General features: G+C 64.2%; 20 protein-coding genes. 15 read left to right on the top strand and 5 right to left on the bottom strand.

All coding sequences use genetic code 11. From position 1 onward, the window contains the following. Positions 1-24: 24 nt before the first annotated feature. Positions 25-948: a DMT family transporter gene (locus tag FNB15_RS19440; RefSeq protein ID WP_144258312.1), complete on the bottom strand. Its 924-nt coding sequence runs from the start codon at positions 946-948 to the stop codon at positions 25-27. A gap of 187 nt (positions 949-1,135) precedes the next feature. Between FNB15_RS19440 and msrA the strand changes: the two genes are divergently transcribed. From msrA to FNB15_RS19420, 4 genes are all read left to right on the top strand, one after another. Continuing rightward, on the top strand, positions 1,136-1,798 hold the full coding sequence (gene msrA / locus FNB15_RS19435) for a peptide-methionine (S)-S-oxide reductase MsrA (protein ID WP_144258311.1): 663 nt from the start codon (positions 1,136-1,138) through the stop codon (positions 1,796-1,798). 42 nt (positions 1,799-1,840) lie between these two features. After that, positions 1,841-2,302 carry an Lrp/AsnC family transcriptional regulator gene (locus FNB15_RS19430; protein ID WP_144258310.1) on the top strand — a complete coding sequence of 154 codons (462 nt, stop codon included), beginning with the start codon at positions 1,841-1,843 and terminating at the stop codon, positions 2,300-2,302. After that, on the top strand, positions 2,299-2,943 hold the full coding sequence (locus tag FNB15_RS19425) for a LysE family translocator (RefSeq protein ID WP_144258309.1): 645 nt from the start codon (positions 2,299-2,301) through the stop codon (positions 2,941-2,943). The genes FNB15_RS19430 and FNB15_RS19425 overlap by 4 nt, the downstream gene beginning before the upstream one ends. A gap of 86 nt (positions 2,944-3,029) precedes the next feature. Further along, on the top strand, positions 3,030-4,610 hold the full coding sequence (locus FNB15_RS19420; protein ID WP_144258308.1) for an ABC transporter substrate-binding protein: 1,581 nt from the start codon (positions 3,030-3,032) through the stop codon (positions 4,608-4,610). 70 nt (positions 4,611-4,680) lie between these two features. On the opposite strand, the gene FNB15_RS19415 is transcribed toward FNB15_RS19420, so the two are convergent. Then, positions 4,681-5,451, bottom strand: coding sequence for an NAD kinase (locus tag FNB15_RS19415; RefSeq protein WP_144258307.1), 771 nt, complete (start codon positions 5,449-5,451; stop codon positions 4,681-4,683). Positions 5,452-5,577: 126 nt separating this feature from the next. On the opposite strand from FNB15_RS19415, the gene FNB15_RS19410 reads away from it, so the two are divergent. Together FNB15_RS19410 and FNB15_RS19405 are read left to right on the top strand one after the other, a co-directional pair. After that, positions 5,578-6,072, top strand: coding sequence for a molybdopterin-guanine dinucleotide biosynthesis protein A (locus FNB15_RS19410; protein WP_144258306.1), 495 nt, complete (start codon positions 5,578-5,580; stop codon positions 6,070-6,072). Between the two features lie 17 nt (positions 6,073-6,089). Then, positions 6,090-7,676: an ABC transporter substrate-binding protein gene (locus tag FNB15_RS19405; RefSeq protein WP_144258305.1), complete on the top strand. Its 1,587-nt coding sequence runs from the start codon at positions 6,090-6,092 to the stop codon at positions 7,674-7,676. 21 nt (positions 7,677-7,697) lie between these two features. On the opposite strand, the gene moaA is transcribed toward FNB15_RS19405, so the two are convergent. Further along, positions 7,698-8,690: a GTP 3',8-cyclase MoaA gene (gene moaA / locus FNB15_RS19400; RefSeq protein ID WP_144258304.1), complete on the bottom strand. Its 993-nt coding sequence runs from the start codon at positions 8,688-8,690 to the stop codon at positions 7,698-7,700. Between the two features lie 130 nt (positions 8,691-8,820). Further along, positions 8,821-11,499 (bottom strand): bifunctional acetate--CoA ligase family protein/GNAT family N-acetyltransferase, encoded by a 2,679-nt coding sequence (locus tag FNB15_RS19395; protein ID WP_144258303.1) that lies wholly within the window; start codon positions 11,497-11,499, stop codon positions 8,821-8,823. 312 nt (positions 11,500-11,811) lie between these two features. On the opposite strand from FNB15_RS19395, the gene FNB15_RS19390 reads away from it, so the two are divergent. From FNB15_RS19390 to FNB15_RS19380, 3 genes are all read left to right on the top strand, one after another. Further along, positions 11,812-12,228: a flagellar biosynthesis repressor FlbT gene (locus FNB15_RS19390; protein WP_185973625.1), complete on the top strand. Its 417-nt coding sequence runs from the start codon at positions 11,812-11,814 to the stop codon at positions 12,226-12,228. Continuing rightward, positions 12,185-12,547, top strand: coding sequence for a flagellar biosynthesis regulator FlaF (gene flaF, locus FNB15_RS19385; protein ID WP_144258301.1), 363 nt, complete (start codon positions 12,185-12,187; stop codon positions 12,545-12,547). The genes FNB15_RS19390 and flaF overlap by 44 nt, the downstream gene beginning before the upstream one ends. A gap of 196 nt (positions 12,548-12,743) precedes the next feature. After that, positions 12,744-12,968, top strand: a complete 225-nt coding sequence (locus FNB15_RS19380; RefSeq protein ID WP_144258300.1) for a hypothetical protein — start codon at positions 12,744-12,746, stop codon at positions 12,966-12,968. 103 nt (positions 12,969-13,071) lie between these two features. Here FNB15_RS19380 and FNB15_RS19375 read toward each other — a convergent pair whose 3' ends face one another. Further along, positions 13,072-13,251: a hypothetical protein gene (locus FNB15_RS19375; RefSeq protein WP_144258299.1), complete on the bottom strand. Its 180-nt coding sequence runs from the start codon at positions 13,249-13,251 to the stop codon at positions 13,072-13,074. Positions 13,252-13,427: 176 nt separating this feature from the next. Here FNB15_RS19375 and FNB15_RS19370 point away from each other — a divergent pair, with 176 nt between their 5' ends. The 6 genes from FNB15_RS19370 to mltG all read left to right on the top strand — a co-directional run bounded on the left by FNB15_RS19370 (position 13,428) and on the right by mltG (position 19,539). Then, complete coding sequence (locus FNB15_RS19370; protein WP_144258298.1) at positions 13,428-15,023, top strand: FAD-dependent oxidoreductase; 1,596 nt, start codon at positions 13,428-13,430, stop codon at positions 15,021-15,023. 105 nt (positions 15,024-15,128) lie between these two features. Next, positions 15,129-16,070: an ACP S-malonyltransferase gene (fabD, locus tag FNB15_RS19365; RefSeq protein ID WP_144258297.1), complete on the top strand. Its 942-nt coding sequence runs from the start codon at positions 15,129-15,131 to the stop codon at positions 16,068-16,070. 21 nt (positions 16,071-16,091) lie between these two features. Then, positions 16,092-16,832 (top strand): 3-oxoacyl-[acyl-carrier-protein] reductase, encoded by a 741-nt coding sequence (gene fabG, locus FNB15_RS19360; protein WP_144258296.1) that lies wholly within the window; start codon positions 16,092-16,094, stop codon positions 16,830-16,832. 144 nt (positions 16,833-16,976) lie between these two features. Next, positions 16,977-17,216, top strand: coding sequence for an acyl carrier protein (locus FNB15_RS19355; protein WP_144258295.1), 240 nt, complete (start codon positions 16,977-16,979; stop codon positions 17,214-17,216). Positions 17,217-17,273: 57 nt separating this feature from the next. Next, on the top strand, positions 17,274-18,551 hold the full coding sequence (gene fabF / locus FNB15_RS19350; RefSeq protein WP_144258294.1) for a beta-ketoacyl-ACP synthase II: 1,278 nt from the start codon (positions 17,274-17,276) through the stop codon (positions 18,549-18,551). A gap of 10 nt (positions 18,552-18,561) precedes the next feature. Continuing rightward, on the top strand, positions 18,562-19,539 hold the full coding sequence (mltG, locus tag FNB15_RS19345) for an endolytic transglycosylase MltG (protein ID WP_144258293.1): 978 nt from the start codon (positions 18,562-18,564) through the stop codon (positions 19,537-19,539). Position 19,540 lies beyond the last annotated feature (1 nt).

Here is a 19,540-nt window from a genome sequence, read left to right as displayed (position 1 = left end):
CCCACACTGCACCGGCCGGAGATATTATTCCACAGGCTCGCTGCGGGTCGCCTCGTCGCGCGCCCGGATGCGCTCGCGATGCAGCACGTAAAGCCCGCTGCCCACCACGATGACGATGCCGGCAAACGCCAGCGTGTTGGGGATATCGCCCCAGACCAGATAGCCCGCGCCCAGCGCCCAGATCAGGCCAGTATAGCGGAAGGGACTGATGGTGGCGATGTCGCCATGGCGGAAGGCATCGACGATCAGCAGATAGCCGACGATCAGGAACAGGCTGGCGCCACCGAGCAGCAGCAGTTCATGCCAGCCGACCGCCACCCAGCCCTCGAAGGCCGACAGCGCCAGCGCGCCGACCAGCACGAAGATCGCATTGGCCAGCGCTACCGCCAGCGAGGACACATCCCTGGCGATCCGCCGCGTGCTGAGGTCGCGGGCGACGATGAAGATGGTGGAGGCGAGCGCCACCAGCGCATAGGCGTTGAAGCCTTCGGCGCGCGGCTGCACGATCAGCGTCACCCCGACAAAGCCGAACACGACGGCAGTCCAGCGCCGCCAGCCGACCGGGATATGCAGGAAGATGGCGACGACCGCGGTGAGCAGCAACGGCGTGCTCATGTTGATCGCCGTGACGTTGCCGATCGGCATATGGAACAGCGCGATCAGGTAAAGGATCGTCGCCACCACGTCGATGGCGCTGCGGGTCATCACCGGGCGATCCATGCAGCGGCGGATCTGCGCGGCCTGGCCGGTCGCCAGCATGATCAGCAGCAGCAGCACGGCCGTCAGGATATTGCGTGTGGAGATCAGCTGGCCGGTCGGCACGGTGGTGCTGGCCAGCTTGATCAGCGAATCGTTGGTCACGAAGGCGGCCATGCCGAGCACCATCGAGGTGATGCCGCGACGGGTGCCAGTGCCGAACAGGCGGGCAAATAAAGGCTGGGTGAACACGGGGATGACTACAGACACAGATAATGGAGGGAAAAAGGCGGCGAAACGCGGCGTTGTGATTTTGATTTCCTTGAGCAGGCACACTACCTTTTATTCACCCTCCCGCAAGGCAGCGCCGCGCAGGGCAGGGCTGAGCGGAATGCAGGCCTCGCTTTTCAGGGGCGCTGCAGCAATTTTGGAGAATGCCATGTGGTTCCAGACACCGCGCCATAAAGTCGAGATGCCGCCGCGCGACCGCGCGCTGCCCGGCCGGGCTGAGGTCATGCGGGTGCCGGCTAAGCATTACGTCAACGGCAACCCGCTGAAGGGGCCGTTCCCGGACGGCATGGAGGTGGCGATTTTCGGCCTCGGCTGCTTCTGGGGCGCCGAGCGCAAATTCTGGGAAGCGGGCCCGGGCGTGTTCAGCACCTCGGTCGGCTATGCCGGCGGCTACACGCCGAATCCGACCTATGAGGAGGTCTGCTCCGGCCTGACCGGTCATAACGAAGTGGTGCAGGTGGTCTTCGATCCGAAGGTGATCAGCTACAGCGCGCTGCTCAAGCTGTTCTGGGAGAGCCACGACCCGACCCATGGCATGCGCCAGGGCAACGATGTCGGCACGCAGTACCGTTCCGGCATCTACGTCACCTCAGCAGCGCAGAAGCAGGCGGCCGAGACCTCGCGCGAGGCCTACCAGGCCGCGCTGACCAGGGCGAAGCGGGCGAAGATCACCACCGAGATCATCCCGGCGCCGGACTACTATTACGCCGAAGACTATCACCAGCAGTATCTGGCCAAAAATCCCAATGGTTACTGCGGCTTGGGCGGCACCGGCGTGTCCTGTCCGATTGGCCTGGATATCAAACCGTAGATTTTCCTTAACTGATCGGATTTTGCCGGATATATTTCCGGTATGGATGAGTTAGACAGGAAAATACTGGAGCACATCCAGCATTTCGGCCGCAGTTCATATGCCGAGATCGGCGGTGCCATCGGCCTGTCGGTCTCGGCGGTCAACGAGCGCCTGAAAAAGCTGGAAAAGCAGGGCGTGATCGCCGGCTGGACCGCGCGGGTCGATCCGCTGGCGGCCGGCAACGGCGTGCTCGCCTTCGTCTACGTGCTGATCGAGCGGCCCGAGCATGAGGCCGCCTTCCAGGCGCTGGTGCGCAGCGAGTCTGCGATCCAGGAATGCCACCATGTTGCCAGCGACTGGTCGTATCTGCTGAAGGTGCGTGCGCCCAACCTGCTGGCGCTGGAGGAACTGGTGGCGCGCAAGATCAAGGCGCTGCCCGGCATCCCGCGCAGCCAGACCGTGATCGTGATGTCGACCGCCAAGGAAACCGCGACGGTACCGGTTCATCTGTCGCCTGCATGACGCCCGACCTCGAGTTGTTCCTGCGTGGCATCCTTCTCGGCGTTGCGGTGGCAGCACCGGTGGGCCCGATCGGTGTGCTGTGCATCCAGCGCAGTCTCGCTGGCGGATTCTGGATGGGGTTCAGTGGCGGAATCGGCACGGCGGTGGCCGATGCGCTTTACGCCGCGCTGGCCGCCGCCGGTTTCGCGGTGCTGCTGGGTGGCAATCTCGGCATGGCCGGGCCCGTACCGGTGCAGCAGATTCTCCAGTGGGGCGGTGCACTGTTCATCGCCTGGCTTGGCTGGCGCACATTCGCCGCCCCCATTGCCGAGGGCGCGGCCCAGTCTTCATCAGAGAGGGCGCCGATCCAGGGAAATCCGCTGCGGCTGTTCGTCGTTACCTTCGCGCTGACCATGAGCAACCCGGCGACGATTCTGTCCTTTGCGGCGTTGTTCGCCGGCCTTGGCCTGGCTGCCGATCCCACCCTTGGCGCGGCGGCCAGCGCGGTTGCCGGGGTTTTCATCGGTTCGCTGCTTTGGTGGGCGCTGCTGAGTGGGGGAATCGCCGCGCTGCGGCATCGCGTGGGCGCGGAAATGCGCCGCTGGATCAACCGCATCGCCGGAATGGTCCTGATCCTTTTCGCAATCGCACTCGTGATCTAGCCGAGCCTTGTCAGTCCGGAACTGAATCAGGCAAGCTGCGCCCCAGTCTGGCGCAACGAAGCGCCCATTGAGGGGAGATAAAACTGATGACGATGCGATGGAAAACGCTGACCGCAGCGGCCGTGCTGTCGGCCGGCCTGATGGCCGGTCCGGTCCTGGCGCAGGAACTGAAGATCGGTGTTTCGACCGAGCCGAGCGCGCTCGACCCGCATTACCACAATCTCGGTCCGAACAACCAGATGGCCTTCACCATCTTCGACACGCTGATCCTGCAGGATGAGACGCAGAAGCTGACGCCGGGTCTTGCCGAAAGCTGGAAGGCGATCAACGACACCACCTGGGAATTCAAGCTGCGCAAGAACGTGAAGTTCCACGATGGCTCGCCGTTCACGGCGGCCGACGTGGTCTTCTCGATGGCGCGTCCGGCCAAGGTGCCGAACAGCCCGTCGCCGTTCACGCTGTTCACGCGGTCCTTCTCGGAAGTGAAGGTGATCGACGACTTCACCCTGCAGTTCATCACCAAGGCGCCGGCGCCGCTGCTGCCGACCGACCTGAGCCGCGTCGCCATCATGTCGTCCAAGGCCGCCAAGGCCGATGTCGCCGAAGGCATGACCACCGAAGCACTGAGCAAGGGCGAAGGCCTGATCGGCACCGGTCCTTACAAGTTCGTCGAGTGGACGCGCGGCAACCGCATCGTGCTGGCCGCTAACCCGAATTACTGGGGCGGCAAGCCGAACTGGGAACGCGTGATCTATCGTCCGATGTCGAATGACGCGGCCCGCGTTGCGGCACTGCTGTCGGGCGACGTCGATCTGATCGAAAACCCGCCGCCGGCCGATCTGAAGAAGCTGCGCGAGAATCCCAATGTGAAGATCAGCCAGGCCGTTTCGAACCGCCTGATCTACATCCATCTCGACAGCTTCTCGGAGCCGACCACCGTCGGCATTCCGGATGCCAATGGCAAGAATCCGCTGAAGGACGTGCGTGTCCGCAAGGCGCTGTCGATGGCGATCAACCGCGAGGCGATCACCAGCCGCATCATGGAAAACCTGGGTCAGCCGACCGGCGACTTCCTGCCGTCGCCGATGTTCGGCACGCGCAAGGACGCCAAGCCGGAAGTCGCCAACCCGGATGCCGCCAAGAAGCTGCTGGCCGATGCCGGTTATCCGAACGGCTTCAGCATCACGCTGGGCACGCCGAACAACCGCTATATCAATGACGCCGAAGTGGCGCAGGCGGTGGCGTCGCAGTGGACCCGTATCGGCGTGAAGACCAAGGTGGAGGCAACCACCGCCACCGTGTTCTTCAAGAACCGTGACTCGTTTGCCTATTCGGCCTATCTGGCCGGCTGGGGCGCGGGCACTGGCGAAATGTCGGATCCGCTGCGCTCGCTGGTCGCCACACCGATCCGCGACAAGGGCTTCGGCGGCACCAACAAGGGCCGTTACTCGAACCCGCAGCTCGATGCGATCATCGAACAGGCGCTCGGCACCGTCGACAACGCCAAGCGCGAAGCCCTGCTGCAGCAGGGTTCGAAGATGGCGATGGACGATCAGGCGCTGATCCCGCTGCATATCGAAGTGACGCCCTGGGCTACTCGCAAGGGCCTGAGCTACAAGGCGCGCGCAGATCAGTACACCTACGCCAATGGCGTGACCCGCGACTGATCGCAGGACCAGCGCACGAACAAAGACGCCGCGGGAGCAATTCCGCGGCGTTTTTCTTTTCAGCAGTGCGTCAAGTCAAAAACTGTTCGTTCAGGATGCGCTCTTCCAGGCCGTGGCCGGCATCGAACAGCAGATGCAGGCTGATCTCCGGCGCTTCGGAAATTTCCACACTGGCCACTTTGCGCACTTCGTCGAAATCCGCTGTGGCCGAGACCGGGCGTTTGTCGGTTTCCAGCACCTCGATCTTCACCGTGGCCGAGCGGCCGAGCAGGGCGCCACGCCAGCGCCGCGGGCGGAAGGCGCTGATCGGCGTCAGCGCCAGCACGCCGGCCGACAGCGGCAGGACAGGGCCGTGGGCGGACAGATTGTAGGCGGTGGAGCCCGCCGGCGTCGCCACCATGGCGCCATCGCAGACCAGTTCGGCCACGCGCACGGTGCCGTCGATCGAAATGCGCAGCTTGGCGCTCTGGCGGGTCTGGCGCAGCAGCGCCACTTCATTGATCGCCAGTGCCTCATGCCTTTCGCCGGTCACCGTGACCGCGCGCATGCGCAGGGGATGCAGGCGGGCGGACTGCGCCTCGGCCAGCCGTTCCAGCAGGTCATCCTCGCGATATTCGTTCATCAGGAAGCCGACGGTGCCCTGGTTCATCCCGTAGATCGGGGTGTCGCCCAGCATATACTGGTGCAGGGTCTGCAGCATGAATCCGTCGCCGCCCAGCGCCACGATCACCTCGGCCTTCTCGGGCGGGCAGTCGCCATAGCGGGAGGCCAGCCGTTCGCGCGCTGCTTCGGCGGTATCGCCTCTGGCCGCGACAAAGGCGATCTTGCTAACATGCGTCATTCGAATACGTGCCCGCCAGGCTGGATGGATACTGCAAGGCCTTGAATTCAGGCCAGTATAGCCAGCGTTACCGAGGGTGGACAGCCCCGGCCTGCATGCCGGGAATCGGGAGAATGGGGGGAAGACATGAAAATCCGAAACGTGATGCGGTGCATCATGCTGATGGGCCTGGCGACGCTCCTGCTGCTGCCATCCGGCGCGACGGCGGAAAACGACCGCCATGCCGGCTATTATTATCCGCCGATCACCTCGCGCGAGACCTACAAGGCCCGCGCCGTGGTGATGCCCGAGGCCGACAGCGACGTGCGGCTGAATTTCATCACCGGGATGGCGTTTCAGCAGAACCAGCGCCCCTATCCGCCCAGCTTCGTGATGTTCGCCAAGGGCGAGCGGTTCGAGCGGATGATCATCGTCGGCATCGGCAGCAACGGCTTCCGTGGCATCTACCAGGCCCGTGCCGTGCTGGCGCAGATGACCAGCATCGCGCGGACCAGTCCGGTCTTCCGCGAAAATAACGTGCAGGACCTGCTGACATTCCTCGATCTGGCGCGCATGCTGGGCTTCGAGGAACTCACCGTTTCGGACGGGCAGAGCTTCGCGCATCGTATAGCGCTGAAATAAATCAAGCAGAGGGTGTGATGACGATTCTGGATTGGCGACGGCTGACGGTGGCTGCGGTATTCGCAGCCGGTGTTGCAGGAAGTGTTGCATGGGGCGCTCAGGCGCAGGACCTGCGCATCGGTCTTTCGACCGAACTGAACTCGCTCGACCCGCATTACTTCAATCTGACGGTCAACAACCAGATCGCCTATTCGATCTTCAATACCCTGATCACGCAGGACGAGACGCAGAAACTGACGCCCGGCCTGGCCGAAAGCTGGCGCGCGGTCAACGAGACGACCTGGGAGTTCAAGCTGCGTCGCGGCGTGAAGTTCCATGATGGCTCGCCGTTCACGGCGGCTGATGTCGCCTTCTCGATGGCGCGCCCCGCGAAAGTCCCGAACAGCCCGTCGCCATTCACGCTGTTCACCCGCACGGCCAGCGAAGTAAAGGTGATCGACGATTTCACCGTGCATTTCATCACCAAGGCGCCGACACCGCTGTTGCCCAACGATCTCAGCCGTGTGGCCATCATGTCGTCGAAAGCCGCCAAAGCCGATGTCGCCGAGGGCATGACCACAGAAGCGCTGAACCAGGGCCAGGGTCTGGTCGGCACCGGGCCCTACAAGTTTGCCGAATGGACGCGTGGCAATCGGCTGGTGCTGGTGGCCAACCCGGAGTATTGGGGCGGCAAGCCGAAATGGGGCCAGGTGATCTATCGTCCGATGTCGAACGATGCGGCGCGCGTCGCCGCGCTGCTGGCGGGCGATGTCGACATGATCGAGAATCCGCCGCCGGCCGATATGAAGAAACTGCGCGAGAATCCGAATGTGAAGATCAGCGACACGGTGTCGAACCGGCTGATCTATATCTCGCTTGACCAGAGCGAGCCGACGGCCGGCATTCCCGATGCGGGCGACAGGAATCCGCTGAAGGATGTCCGCGTGCGCAAGGCGCTGTCGATGGCGATCAATCGCGATGCGATCACCAGTCGCATCATGGAGGGCCTCGGCAAGCCGGCCGGCGATTTCCTGCCCAGCCCGATGTTCGGTACGCGCCCGGACGCCAAACCCGACGCCTACAACCCGGATGCGGCCAAGAAGCTGCTGGCCGATGCGGGCTATCCGAACGGCTTCTCGATCACGCTGGGTTCGCCCAACAACCGCTATATCAACGATGCCGAAGTGGCGCAGGCCGTCGCCTCGCAATGGACCCGCATCGGCGTGAAGACCAAGGTGGAGGCGGTGAATGCCACCGTCTTCTTCAAGAACCGCGACGAGTACAAGTATTCCGCCGGCCTGGTCGGCTGGGCGGCGGGCACCGGCGAGATGTCGAATCCGCTGCGCTCGATCGTCGCCACGGTGAGCCGCGACAAGGGCTTCGGCGCCGCCAACAAGACGCGCTATTCCAATCCGCAGCTCGATGCGATCATCGAGCAGGCGATCGGCACGGTGGATAACGTAAAGCGCGAGGCTTTGCTGCAGCAGGGTTCGAAAATGGCGCTGGATGATCAGGCGCTGATCCCGCTGCACACCGAAGTGACCAGCTGGGGACTGCGCAAGGGCTTCAGCTATCGCGCCCGCGCCGACCAGTACACGCTGGCCAATGGCGTGAGCAAAGACTGAAGACTCAGCCTCCGGTCTTGTCTAACCGCCCGTCACGCTCATATGCCGCGGCACCGCGGCAGGGGCGTGACGGCGGTCGATGATGAAGTCATGGCCCTTGGGTTTGCGCGCGATGGCGCCGCGGATGGCGTCTTCCAGCAGCGCGTCGCTCTCGGAGGCGCGTAACGGCGCGCGCAGGTCGGCGGCGTCGTTCTGCCCCAGGCACATATACAGTGTCCCGGTGCAGGTGAGTCGCACGCGGTTGCAGCTTTCGCAGAAGTTATGCGTCAGCGGCGTGATGAAGCCGAGGCGACGCCCGGTCTCGGCCACGGTGTAATAGCGCGCCGGGCCACCGGTCTTGTAGTCGGTCTCTTCCAGCGTCCATTTGCGCTGGATCTGGCTGCGTGCCATCGACAGGGGCAGATACTGGTCGATGCGGGCTTCCTCGCCGATCTCGCCCATCGGCATCACTTCGATGAACACCAGATCGAAACCTTCATCGCCGCACCAGGCGATCAGGTCGTCGAATTCCATGTCGTTGACGCCGCGCAAAGCCACGGCATTGATCTTCACCTGCAGGCCGGCGGCCTTCGCGGCTTTCAGCCCGGCCATCACCTTGTCGAGCTTGCCCCAGCGGGTCAGCTCGGTGAACTTGTCGGAGTCGAGCGTGTCCAGCGAAACGTTGATCCGCTTCACGCCGGCCGCGGCCAGGCCATCGGCGTATTTTTCCAGCTGGCTGCCGTTGGTGGTCAGCGTCAGCTCGTCCAGCGCACCGGTCTTCAGGTGACGGCCCAGGCCATCGATCAGCGTCATGATGCCGCGCCGAACCAGCGGCTCGCCGCCGGTCAGGCGCAGTTTGCGGACGCCCATGCGGACGAAGGCCGAGCAGAGCCGGTCGAGTTCTTCCAGGCTGAGCAGATCGGCCTTGGGCAGGAAGGTCATGTCTTCCGCCATGCAGTAGACGCAGCGGAAGTCGCAGCGGTCAGTGACCGACACGCGAAGGTAGGAAATCGAACGGCCGAAAGGATCGATCATAAAGGGGCACTGACAGCGCTGGTCTTCTGGCCCGGACCCACCGTCCGGCTGCCCGCTTAAGATAGTGGCCGGGCAGGGCAGGGGCAACCCCAGGAATGTGATTGGCGAAAGCCGCGTTTCTGGCGGGTTTTCACTCGTGGAGCGGCAGCCGCACTTCCACCACGTCGGAGGCCGGTATGCTGACCGGCTGGAAACCGAGTTCGGAGGCCAGCGTGCGCATGGCCTGGTTTTCGCGCAGGATGTCGCCGACAATCTCGCGTGTGCCGCGCTGCCGGCAGTAGGCGATGATCTTGCGCATCAGCGCTTCGCCCAGGCCCTGGCCCTTCATGTCGGTGCGCACCAGCACGGCGAATTCGGCGCGCAGGTTGTCTGGGTCGGTGATGGCGCGCACCACGCCCAGGGTTTCTGAATGGTCGCCCGCCTGTCGTGTGGCGATGAAAGCCATCTCGCGCTCATAGTCGATCTGGGTGAAGCGGGCCATCTCGGTATGCGGCAGCTGGCGCAGCGGCGAGAAGAAGCGCAGGCGGAAATCCTCGGCCGAGACGCTGTTCACGAAATCCTCATGCGCCGGTTCGTCTTCCGGCCGCACCGGGCGCAGCAGCACGGTCTCGCCGTTGCGCAACGTGAAGTTTTCCTCCAGGCCGCTGGGATAGGGGCGGATCGCCAGCCGGTCATGGCCGGTCACAGCACTCGGCCGGATCACCATGCGGGCATCCAGCGCCAGCATGCCCTGGTCGTCGGCATAGAGCGGATTGATGTCGAGTTCGGCGATCTCGGCATGATCGGAGATCATCTGCGCCACGCGGATCAGCAGCGCGGCCAGCGCATCGCGGTCGACCGGGGGGAAGTCGCGATAGCCGGCCATCAGGCGGCTGACCTTGGTGCGGTCGATCAGGTCCATCGCCAGATGCATGTTCAGCGGCGGCAGGGCCACGGCGCGGTCGCCGATCACCTCGACGCCGACGCCGCCCTGGCCGAACATGATGGCCGGGCCGAAGATCGGATCGGTCAGCGCGCCGACGATCAGTTCATGCGCGCGCGGCCGGCGGATCATTGCCTGGATGGCGAAGCCGTCGATGCGGGCGTCGGGCCGACGTTCGCGCACGCGGGTGAGCATGGCGTCGGCTGCCGTGACCAGTTCGGCTTCGCTGCTGATGTTGAGTGCCACGCCGCCGACATCGGATTTATGCGTGATGTCCGGCGACAGGATCTTGAGCGCCACCGGATAGCCGATGCGATGCGCCGCCGCGACGGCCGCGGCGGCATCGGCGGCCGCTTCGGTGGCGACCGCGGGAATGCCATAGGCGGCGAGAATCCGCTTGCCCTCGATCTCGTTCAGCATGCTGCGGCCCTCGGCCAGCGCCGTACCGATCACGGCACGCACGGTCGCATGGTCGGGCGTGAAATCCTCCGGCAATTCGGGTGGGATTTCCATCAGGTTCTTCGTATTGCGGCGATAGTTCACCATATGCATGAAGGCGCGCGCCGCCGCATCCGGCGTTTCGTAGGATACCAGTCCGGCTTCGGCAAAGGCGCGACGCGCCGTCTGCACGGCTTCGCCGCCCGACCAGCAGGTCAGCACGTTTTTCGGCGAACCGCGCGCCGCTGCGATCACCGCCTGCGCGGGTTCCAGCGACGGCACGATGGCGGTGGGCGCATGCATCACCAGCACGGCATCCACGCCGGCATCGGCCAGCACGATCTTCAGCGCGTCGGCGTAACGCTGGCTCGGCGCGTCGCCGATGATGTCGACCGGATTGCCATGCGACCAGGTCACCGGCAGCACCTTGTCGAGTGCCGCCAGCGTCTCAGGCTGCAGTTCGGCCAGCATGCCGCCGCGCTCGATCAGTTCGTCCACGGCCATCACGCCCGGTCCGCCGCCATTGGTCACGATGGCCAGCCGCTCGCCGGGCAGGCGGCGGCTGCGCGCCAGTGTTTCGACGGTGTCGAACAGTTCCTCGACGCCATCGACGCGCAGGATGCCGGCGCGACCAAGCGCTGCGGTATAGACGTCGTCGCTGCCGGCCAATGCGCCGGTATGCGAGGCGGCAGCCTGGGCCGCGCGCGCATTGCGGCCGGATTTGACGGCGACAATCGGCTTGTTGCGCGCCGCCGCGCGTGCCGCCGACATGAACTTGCGCGCGTTCTTCACGGACTCGATGTAGAGCAGGATGGCGCGGGTTTGCGGATCGGTGGCGAGATAGTCGATGATGTCGCCGAAATCCACGTCGGCGGAATCGCCGACCGACAGGAAGTGGCTGAAGCCGATGCCGTGCTGCTTCGCCCAGTCGAGCACGATGGTGCAGAGCGCGCCCGACTGGCTGACGAAAGCCAGCTGGCCCGGCTGGGCGTCGGTATGCGCGAAGCTGGCATTCAGCTTCAGGCCCGGGATCATCGTGCCGATGCCGTTCGGCCCGAGGATGCGCAATAGATAGGGCTTGGCGGCATCCAGCATGGCCTGCTGCAGGGTGCGGCCATCCGGCGCCATCTGTGTCGAGAGGCCAGCCGTCAGAACCACGGCGGCGCGGCAGCCGATCTCACCCAGCGTGGCGATCTGCGCCGGCACGGCGGCGGGCGGCACCACGATGACGGCCAGATCTGGAATGCCGGGCAGGGCGCGCACATCGGGGTAGCAGGGGATGCCTTCCAGCGTGCGGTATTTCGGATTGACCGGCCAGACCGGGCCGGCAAAGCCGCCACGCAGCAGGTTGGCGAGGACCACGCTGCCGACGCGGGCTGGCTGGCCCGAGGCGCCGATCACGGCGACCGACTTCGGCGCAAAGAGTTTGTCGAGGTTACGAACGGTCATGCCGAACCACTATACCTGATCAATGGCGTACAGGTGACGGATCAGATGCGCGGCGGTGGCAGTTGCCGGGCGCCGGCAGGCCTTCCGGCGCCGGCCGTCCTGTCCTGGGCATGGCGGGACTCGCGGCGCTCCCGGGCAGAGGGATACCGATAGGGTCCGGTTAATATCCGGTATACGCCAGCACCACGAAAGGGGGCTTTCTTTTTGGGCTGTTTCCGCAGGGTTTCTTGACGGGGGGGCGGAAGCGGGATAGCCCTCTTTGGGTGTCAACCCGATATGGAGGGAGGGGCTGTTACAACCCCTCCAGATGCTGTGCCGCTGATCATTACGCTCAAGGCAGGTGAGAAATTCATACTAAATCGTGCTGTGCTCAGCCTTTCCAAATCGGCCAGCATCGTTATCGAAAATAAAGCATCTTTTCTGCGCGAAAAGCACATAATGAAGCCGGAAGATGTCGATACCGGCGCCAAGAGAATCTACTACTACTGTCAGTTGGCGTATCTGTGGGACGAGCAGTACGACGAGTACTACGCAAAGGCTAAAGACGCCTGTATGGAGTTCGTTAAGGCTGCACCGAGTACACATGCCTTGATCGGCAATATTGGCGCGGCCCTGGCCCAGAAGGACTACTTCAAGCTCCTGAAGCTTGCGCGTCGGCTGATCGAGGTCGAGAGGAGATTGATTGATGTCGGGAAGAAACCCGTATCTGACAGCGCAGAACGCACTTGAATCGCCGAGGCAGCTGGAATACCGGCTGTTCTCTTCGGTCACGCGCGCGCTGATGGACATACGCCCCCTGATGCAGAGCAAGCATCCGGCCGATGTCGCCAAGATCGCTTCGGCGACCGCCTGGAACCGCGATGTCTGGAATCACCTGATGCCGGAAGTTCTCGACGAGAACAATCCGCTGCCCAAGGAAACCAAGGTCTCGCTGATCAACATCTGCCTGTTCGTCAACAAGCATACCGAGCGGATCAGCCAGGGTCAGGCGACCGATGTCGGCCCGCTGATCGACATCAACCGCAATATCATGGACGGCCTGCGCTAAGGCTGCGGCTGTGCTGTAATACTGGGGTAATCCTGCCCCCCGATGCTTGCAAAGCGGGCTGGCAGAGCCGGAATTCGTGCTAGTATTTGTCTTGGCGCCTGCCACCAGCCGGACGCATTTACCTTCGATAAACCTAAATATGCGACGAAGGCTGTGGTTAGAAACGGCCGATTCGCAAAACATAAGGGGATATCCCATGGCGATGAACGAAGAAGAGCAGAGCAAGGTTACGCGGGAGTCCTTCGTCGCGACCTGGGAAGCTCTGATCAACGGCGGCGTAAGCCGCGAGATTGTCGCCGCGATCGCAATGAGCATGGCGCTGGCGGAGCTGACCTCGCTGTTCGGCAAGGCCGTCACGGCGCATGGCCTGGAAAAGCTGCCCGACACGATCCGCTCGGGTGCTTTCGACGCCAAGAAGTAGATCAGGTTTCAGATCCGGCCCCGAGCGATTGGGTGGCCGGACAACAAAAAACCGGCCAGTGGCCGGTTTTTTTTTGTTTCCGCGTCGCGGGAGAGGCTCTCGCTCAGACCTTGATATCGAGCAGCTTGCCGCTGCTCGGCGGGACCGGCGCCGAGGCGACCGCCTGAACCGCCTTGACGTTCTCAAGGCCGGCACTGACAGCTTGCAGCACATTCAGTTGTGCAGTCTGCGCGGCACGAAGCCCCGCGAACGCCATCTGCTGCTTAACGCCAGACACTTCCATGATGGAATACTGCTCCAGGAATTCTTCCTGCCGCCAGTTTTACCGAAACCGGCCGGCCAGACAAGGGCAGAGCTTGGTTAACGCGACGGAATCCATGGTTAAAAAGCTGTAATGTGTCTGCTGAAGCCGCTAATTTGGTTTCAAATGAAACAAAAGGATACCCGCAGGGAGGGGGCATGACGGATTTCACCTACCCATCCTTCGGCTATGTGCCGCCCCGGACCGGACCCCAAGGCGGTTCGGGCGGCACCGAAGCCTGCCGGGTGGCCATTGTCGGCGGCGGCCCGGTCGGCCTGACCATGGCGCTGGATCTGGCCCGGCAGGGCATCGCCAGCGTCTTGCTGGACGAGGAAGACAGCGTCAGCACCGGCAGCCGGGCGATCTGCTACGCCAAACGAACCCTGGAAATCTGGGACCGGCTGGGGGTTGGCGCGCGCATGCTGGTCAAGGGCGTCACCTGGCGGCTGGGCAAGGTGTTTCACGGCGAGCAGCAGCGCTACAGCTTCGACCTGCTGCCCGAGAGCGGCCATCAGTACCCGGCCTTCATCAACCTGCAGCAATATTACGCCGAGCTCTACCTGGTGGAAGCGGCGCGCCAGCAGCCGCTGATCGAGCTGCGCTGGAAACATCGCGTCAGCGACCTGCAGCCCGGCAACGATAACGTCCGCCTGACGGTGACGACGCCGGATGGCGACTACATTTTGCTGGCTGATCATGTGCTGGCCGCCGACGGCGCGAGGTCCACCATCCGCCGCAAGCTCGGCCTCGATTTCAAAGGCCAGGTCTTCGAGGATCGTTTTCTCATCGCCGATGTGAAGATGAAGGCCGACTTCCCGGTGGAACGCTGGTTCTGGTTCGATCCGCCGTTTCACAGTGGGGGCTCGGCGCTGCTGCACAGCCAGCCCGATGATGTCTGGCGCATCGACCTGCAACTCGGCTGGCAGGCCGATCCCGACGCCGAACGCCAGCCGGAACGCGTGATTCCGCGCCTGCAGGCGATGCTGGGCAAGGATGCAAAATTCGAACTGGAATGGGTGAGCATCTACACCTTCCAGTGCCGCCGGCTGGAGCGCTTCCGTCATGGCCGCGTGATCTTCATCGGCGATTCCGCGCATCAGGTCTCGCCGTTCGGCGCGCGCGGTGCCAATTCCGGTGTGCAGGATGCCGACAACCTGGCCTGGAAGCTGGCGCATGTGCTGCGCGGCGATGCGCCCGAGGCGCTGCTCGAGACCTACGATGCGGAACGCAGCGCGGCCGCCGATGAAAACATTCTGAACTCCACGCGCAGCACCGATTTCATTTCGCCCAAGGGCACGACGGCAAAGGCGCTGCGCGATGCCGTGCTGGATCTCGCGGCCGACTACGCTTTCGCGCGCAAGCTGGTGAATTCCGGCCGCCTGTCGCTGCCCAGCACGTATCGCGACACGCCATTGTCGACGCCGGATCGCGATGCCTTTTCAGCCGGGCCGCCGCCAGGCGCGCCGGCCATCGACGCCCCTGTCGATGAAGCCGGGGGCTGGCTGCTCGGCCAGTGCCGCGCCGGCTTCACCCTGCTGGCCTTCGGCGCCGTGCCGGACCTGCCGCCCAATCTGCTGGATCGCATCGCCGTCCGCTGGCTGCCGGCCGATGGCCTGGCCGCCCAGCGTTATGGGGCCGCGCCCGGCAGCGCTTATCTGCTGCGTCCCGATCAGTATGTGGCGGCACGCTGGCATCAGCCATCAAGGCAAGACATTTCAATGGCTTATGATCGTGCTCTGGCCCGATCGGCTTGACGCCGACGCTTGACACTATTGGGCCGGGCCTTATGACTTGCGCGGCTTTTTACGCTGTTTCGGCGTTATCCCTATCTTCGGTCCCACCAGCAGGAGTCTTCCATCATGAGCCGAGCGTTCTTGTTCCCCGGCCAGGGCAGCCAGGCCGTCGGCATGGGCAAGGATCTTGCCGAGGCTTTCGCCACGGCGCGCGAGCTGTTCCAGGAAGTGGATGACGCCCTGTCGCAGAAGCTGTCGACGCTGATGTTCGAGGGCCCGGAAGCCGACCTGACGCTGACCGAGAATGCCCAGCCCGCGCTGATGGCCGCCAGCCTGGCGGTGGTGCGCGTCGCGCAGAAGGATTTCGGTGTCGATCTCGCAGCCAAAGGCGCTTTTGCCGCCGGCCATTCGCTGGGTGAATATTCCGCGCTCTGCGCCATGGGTGCGCTCAGCGTCGCCGACACCGCGCGGCTGCTGAAGCTGCGCGGCCAGTCGATGCAGAAGGCCGTGCCGGTGGGGACGGGCGCGATGGCCGCGCTGCTGGGCGCCGAGCTCGAACTGGCGCAGCAGGTGGTGGCCGAGGCCGCGCAGGGCGAAATCCTGGGCTGCGCCAACGACAATGGCGGCGGCCAGGTGGTGATCTCGGGCCAGAAGTCGGCCGTCGAACGCGCCATCGAGGTCTCGAAGACCAGGGGCGTCAAGCGCGGCATGCTGCTGCCGGTCAGTGCGCCGTTCCATTGCGCCATGATGCAGCCGGCCGCCGATGCCATGGCGGAAGCGCTGGCGACTGTGGCGATGACGGCGCCGAAACTGCCGGTGGTGTCCAACGTTACGGCCAGGGGCGAATCCAACCCCGACGACATCAAGAAGCTGCTGGTGCAGCAGGTGACGGGGCTGGTGCGCTGGCGTGAAGGCGTGCAGTGGCTGAAGGCCCAGGGCGTGGCGCAGGTGGTCGAGCTTGGCTCGGGCAAGGTGCTGGCCGGTCTGGTCAAGCGCATCGACAAGGAAATCGAGCCGCTCAGCATCAACACGCCGGCCGAGCTTGAAGCCTGGGCCAAGGCTCTTTGAGATCGAGATAGGAAAACGCACATGTTCGACCTGACCGGCAAATTCGCTCTCGTCACCGGCGCCACCGGCGGTATCGGCGGCGCCATCGCCGAAGCGCTGCACAAGCAGGGCGCCACCGTGGCACTGTCGGGTACCCGCGAAGCCGTGCTGCAGGAACTGGCGGCCAAGCTGGGCAGTCGCGCGCATGTCGTGCCCTGCAATCTGGCGGACGCCGAAGCCGTGAACGGCCTGGTTGCCAAGGCTGAAGCCGCGATGGGGCAGGTGGATATCCTGGTCAACAACGCCGGCATCACCCGCGACGGCCTGGCCATGCGCATGAAGGATGATGACTGGCAGACCGTGCTGGACGTCAATCTCAGCGCCGCCTTCCGGCTCGCCCGCGCTTCGCTGAAGGGCATGATGAAGCGCCGCTGGGGCCGCATCATTTCCATCACCTCGGTGGTGGGTGCGACCGGTAATCCGGGCCAGCTCAATTACGCAGCTGCGAAGGCCGGCCTGACCGGCATGACCAAGTCGCTGGCCCAGGAAGTGGCCTCGCGCAATATCACTGCCAACTGCGTCGCCCCCGGTTTTATCCAGACCGCGATGACCGATGTGCTGACCGACCAGCAGAAGGAAATGATTTCCCAGAAGATTCCGGCCGGCCGACTCGGCCAGAGCCCGGAAATTGCCGCCGCCGTGCTTTATCTGGCCTCGGAGGAAGCTGCCTACGTGACCGGACAGACCTTGCATGTTAACGGCGGCATGGCCATGATTTCCTAAGGAAATCCGGTCACGAATCACGCCGTTTCGCGGTCTTGGAACGGCTTGGAAGCGTGGGGTTTCTATGGTAAGGGAGCCCCCATCTGCCCGCTGCCGCCGCATGAAAAGCAGGCGCTGGCAGCCACAACCACAGGGATTTATGAAATGAGCGATGTTGCTGAGCGCGTTAAGAAGATCGTCGTCGAACATCTCGGCGTCGAAGAAGAGAAGGTCACCGAAGCGGCAAGCTTCATCGATGACCTGGGCGCGGACAGCCTCGACACTGTTGAGCTGGTGATGGCGTTCGAAGAAGAGTTCGGCGTCGAGATCCCCGATGATGCCGCTGAAAAGATCCTGACCGTCAAGGACGCGATCGATTTCATCAAAGAGCGTTCGGCGTCGTAATCGGCTGACGCCGCTTACGTTCTCCGCTTTTTCCGTCTCGTCACGAAAGGTACCGCTATGCGTCGTGTCGTCGTCACCGGCCTCGGCCTGGTCACGCCACTCGCCTGCGGCGTAGAGGCAACTTGGCAGCGTCTGATCAACGGTGAATCCGGCCTTGGCCCGATCACCCGTTTCGACCCTGCCGAGATGTCCGCGAAAATCGCCGGTCAGGTTCCGCTCAAGGCGGATTTCCCTGACCGTGCCGATGCCTTCGATCCCGACGAATGGATGGAGGCGAAGGATCGCAAGCGCGTTGACGATTTCATCGTCTTCGGGCTGGCAGCAGCCAAGCAGGCGGTGAAGGATTCCGGTTGGGTCCCGGCCGATGAAGAGCAGCGCTGCCGCACCGGCGTGCTGATCGGCTCCGGCATCGGCGGCCTCAACGGTATCGAGGAAGCCGCGCTCCTGCTCAAGGAAAAAGGCCCCCGCCGCATCAGCCCGTTCTTCGTGCCGGGCCGTCTGATCAACCTGGTCTCCGGCCATGTCTCGATCGAATACGGCTTCAAGGGGCCGAACCACGCGGTGGTGACGGCCTGTTCGACCGGCGCGCATGCCATCGGCGATGCCGCCCGGCTGATCATGTGGGACGATGCTGATGTGATGGTGGCCGGCGGTGCCGAAGCCACCATCGGTCCGCTCGGTGTCGCCGGCTTCTGTGCCTCGCGTGCCCTGTCCACCGGCTTCAACGACAACCCGACCAAGGGCTCGCGCCCCTGGGACAAGGGGCGCGATGGTTTCGTGATGGGCGAAGGTGCCGGCGTGGTGGTGCTCGAGGAACTCGAGCATGCCAAGGCGCGCGGCGCCAAGATTTATGCCGAAGTGGTGGGGTATGGCCTGTCGGGTGACGCCTATCACATCACCGCGCCGCATGAGAGCGGCGACGGCGCGTTCCGCTGCATGCAGATGGCGCTGAAGCGTGCCGGCATGCAGCCCAGCGACATCGATTACATCAACGCGCACGGCACCTCGACGCCGTTGGGCGACGAGATCGAACTCGGTGCCGTGAAGCGCCTGTTCGGCAATGCGATGGGCAGCCTGTCGATGTCGTCCACCAAATCGTCGATCGGCCATCTGCTCGGCGCCGCCGGCGCGGTGGAGGCGATCTTCTCCACGCTGGCGATCAAGACCGGCATCTGCCCGCCGACGCTGAACCTGGACGACCCCAGCGATGTCGCTGTCGGTCTCGACCTGGTGCCGCACAAGGCCAAGCAGCGCGACGTTCGCGCGGCGCTGTCGAACTCCTTCGGGTTCGGCGGCACCAACGCGTCGCTCGTGCTGAAGCGGTACGACGCCTAATTCCCCGTCGATGAAAAGGCTTCTGCGCGGCCTGCTGGCGATCCCGCTGGCCGGCGCCGTCGTCCTGTGTGCTGCCTGGCTGTGGTTCTCGCACTGGCTCGACAGTCCGGGCCCGCTGGCGCAGGAGAGTATCGTGCTGGTGCCGCGCGGCACGCGCGTGGCCGGCATCGCCGAACGGCTGGCCGAAGCGCGCGTGGTGGATCATGCGAAGCTGGCCGAGATTGCGGCCTGGCTGACCGGGACGGGACAAAGCCTGAAGGCCGGCGAATACCAGTTCACGCCGGGGGCTACGCCACGGCAGGTGCTGGAGAAGATCGCCGCCGGCCGCGTCTATCCGCGCCGCCTCACCATACCCGAAGGCCAGATGACGGTGGAGATTCGCAGGCTGGTTGAGGCGGGCGAGGCTCTGACCGGCAGCTGGCCATCAACGGCGGTGGCAGAAGGCAGCCTGCTGCCCGAGACCTATCAGTATATCTACGGCGACGGCCGCGCCGAGCTGCTGGCGCGCATGCGCAAGGCGCACGAGGACCTGTTGGCCGAGCTATGGCCCAAGCGCGCCGCCAACCTGCCGGTCACGACGCAGGCGCAGGCGGTGATTCTGGCCTCCATCGTGGAGGCGGAAACGCCGGTGCCGGCCGAGCGTCCGCGCGTCGCCGGTGTCTATCTCAATCGCCTGAAGCGCAACATGAAGCTGCAGGCCGACCCCACGGTGGCCTATGGCATCACCGGCGGTGCGCGCGAGATGGAACGGCCGCTGACGCTGAACGATCTTGCCCGTCCGAGTGCGTGGAACACCTACACCATCGACGGTCTGCCGCCGACGCCGATCAATCATCCCGGCCGTGCCAGCATTGCTGCCGTGCTGCAGCCGGAAAGCCACGACTTCCTGTATTTCGTCGCCGATGGCAAGGGCGGGCATGTCTTTGCCCGCACCTACGACGAGCACCTGAAGAATGTAGCGGCCTATCGCGCGACCCAGCGTCGATAAG

The organism is Ferrovibrio terrae, from assembly GCF_007197755.1.
GTDB lineage: Bacteria > Pseudomonadota > Alphaproteobacteria > Ferrovibrionales > Ferrovibrionaceae > Ferrovibrio > Ferrovibrio terrae.
This window is presented reverse-complemented; position numbering and strand designations above follow the sequence as displayed.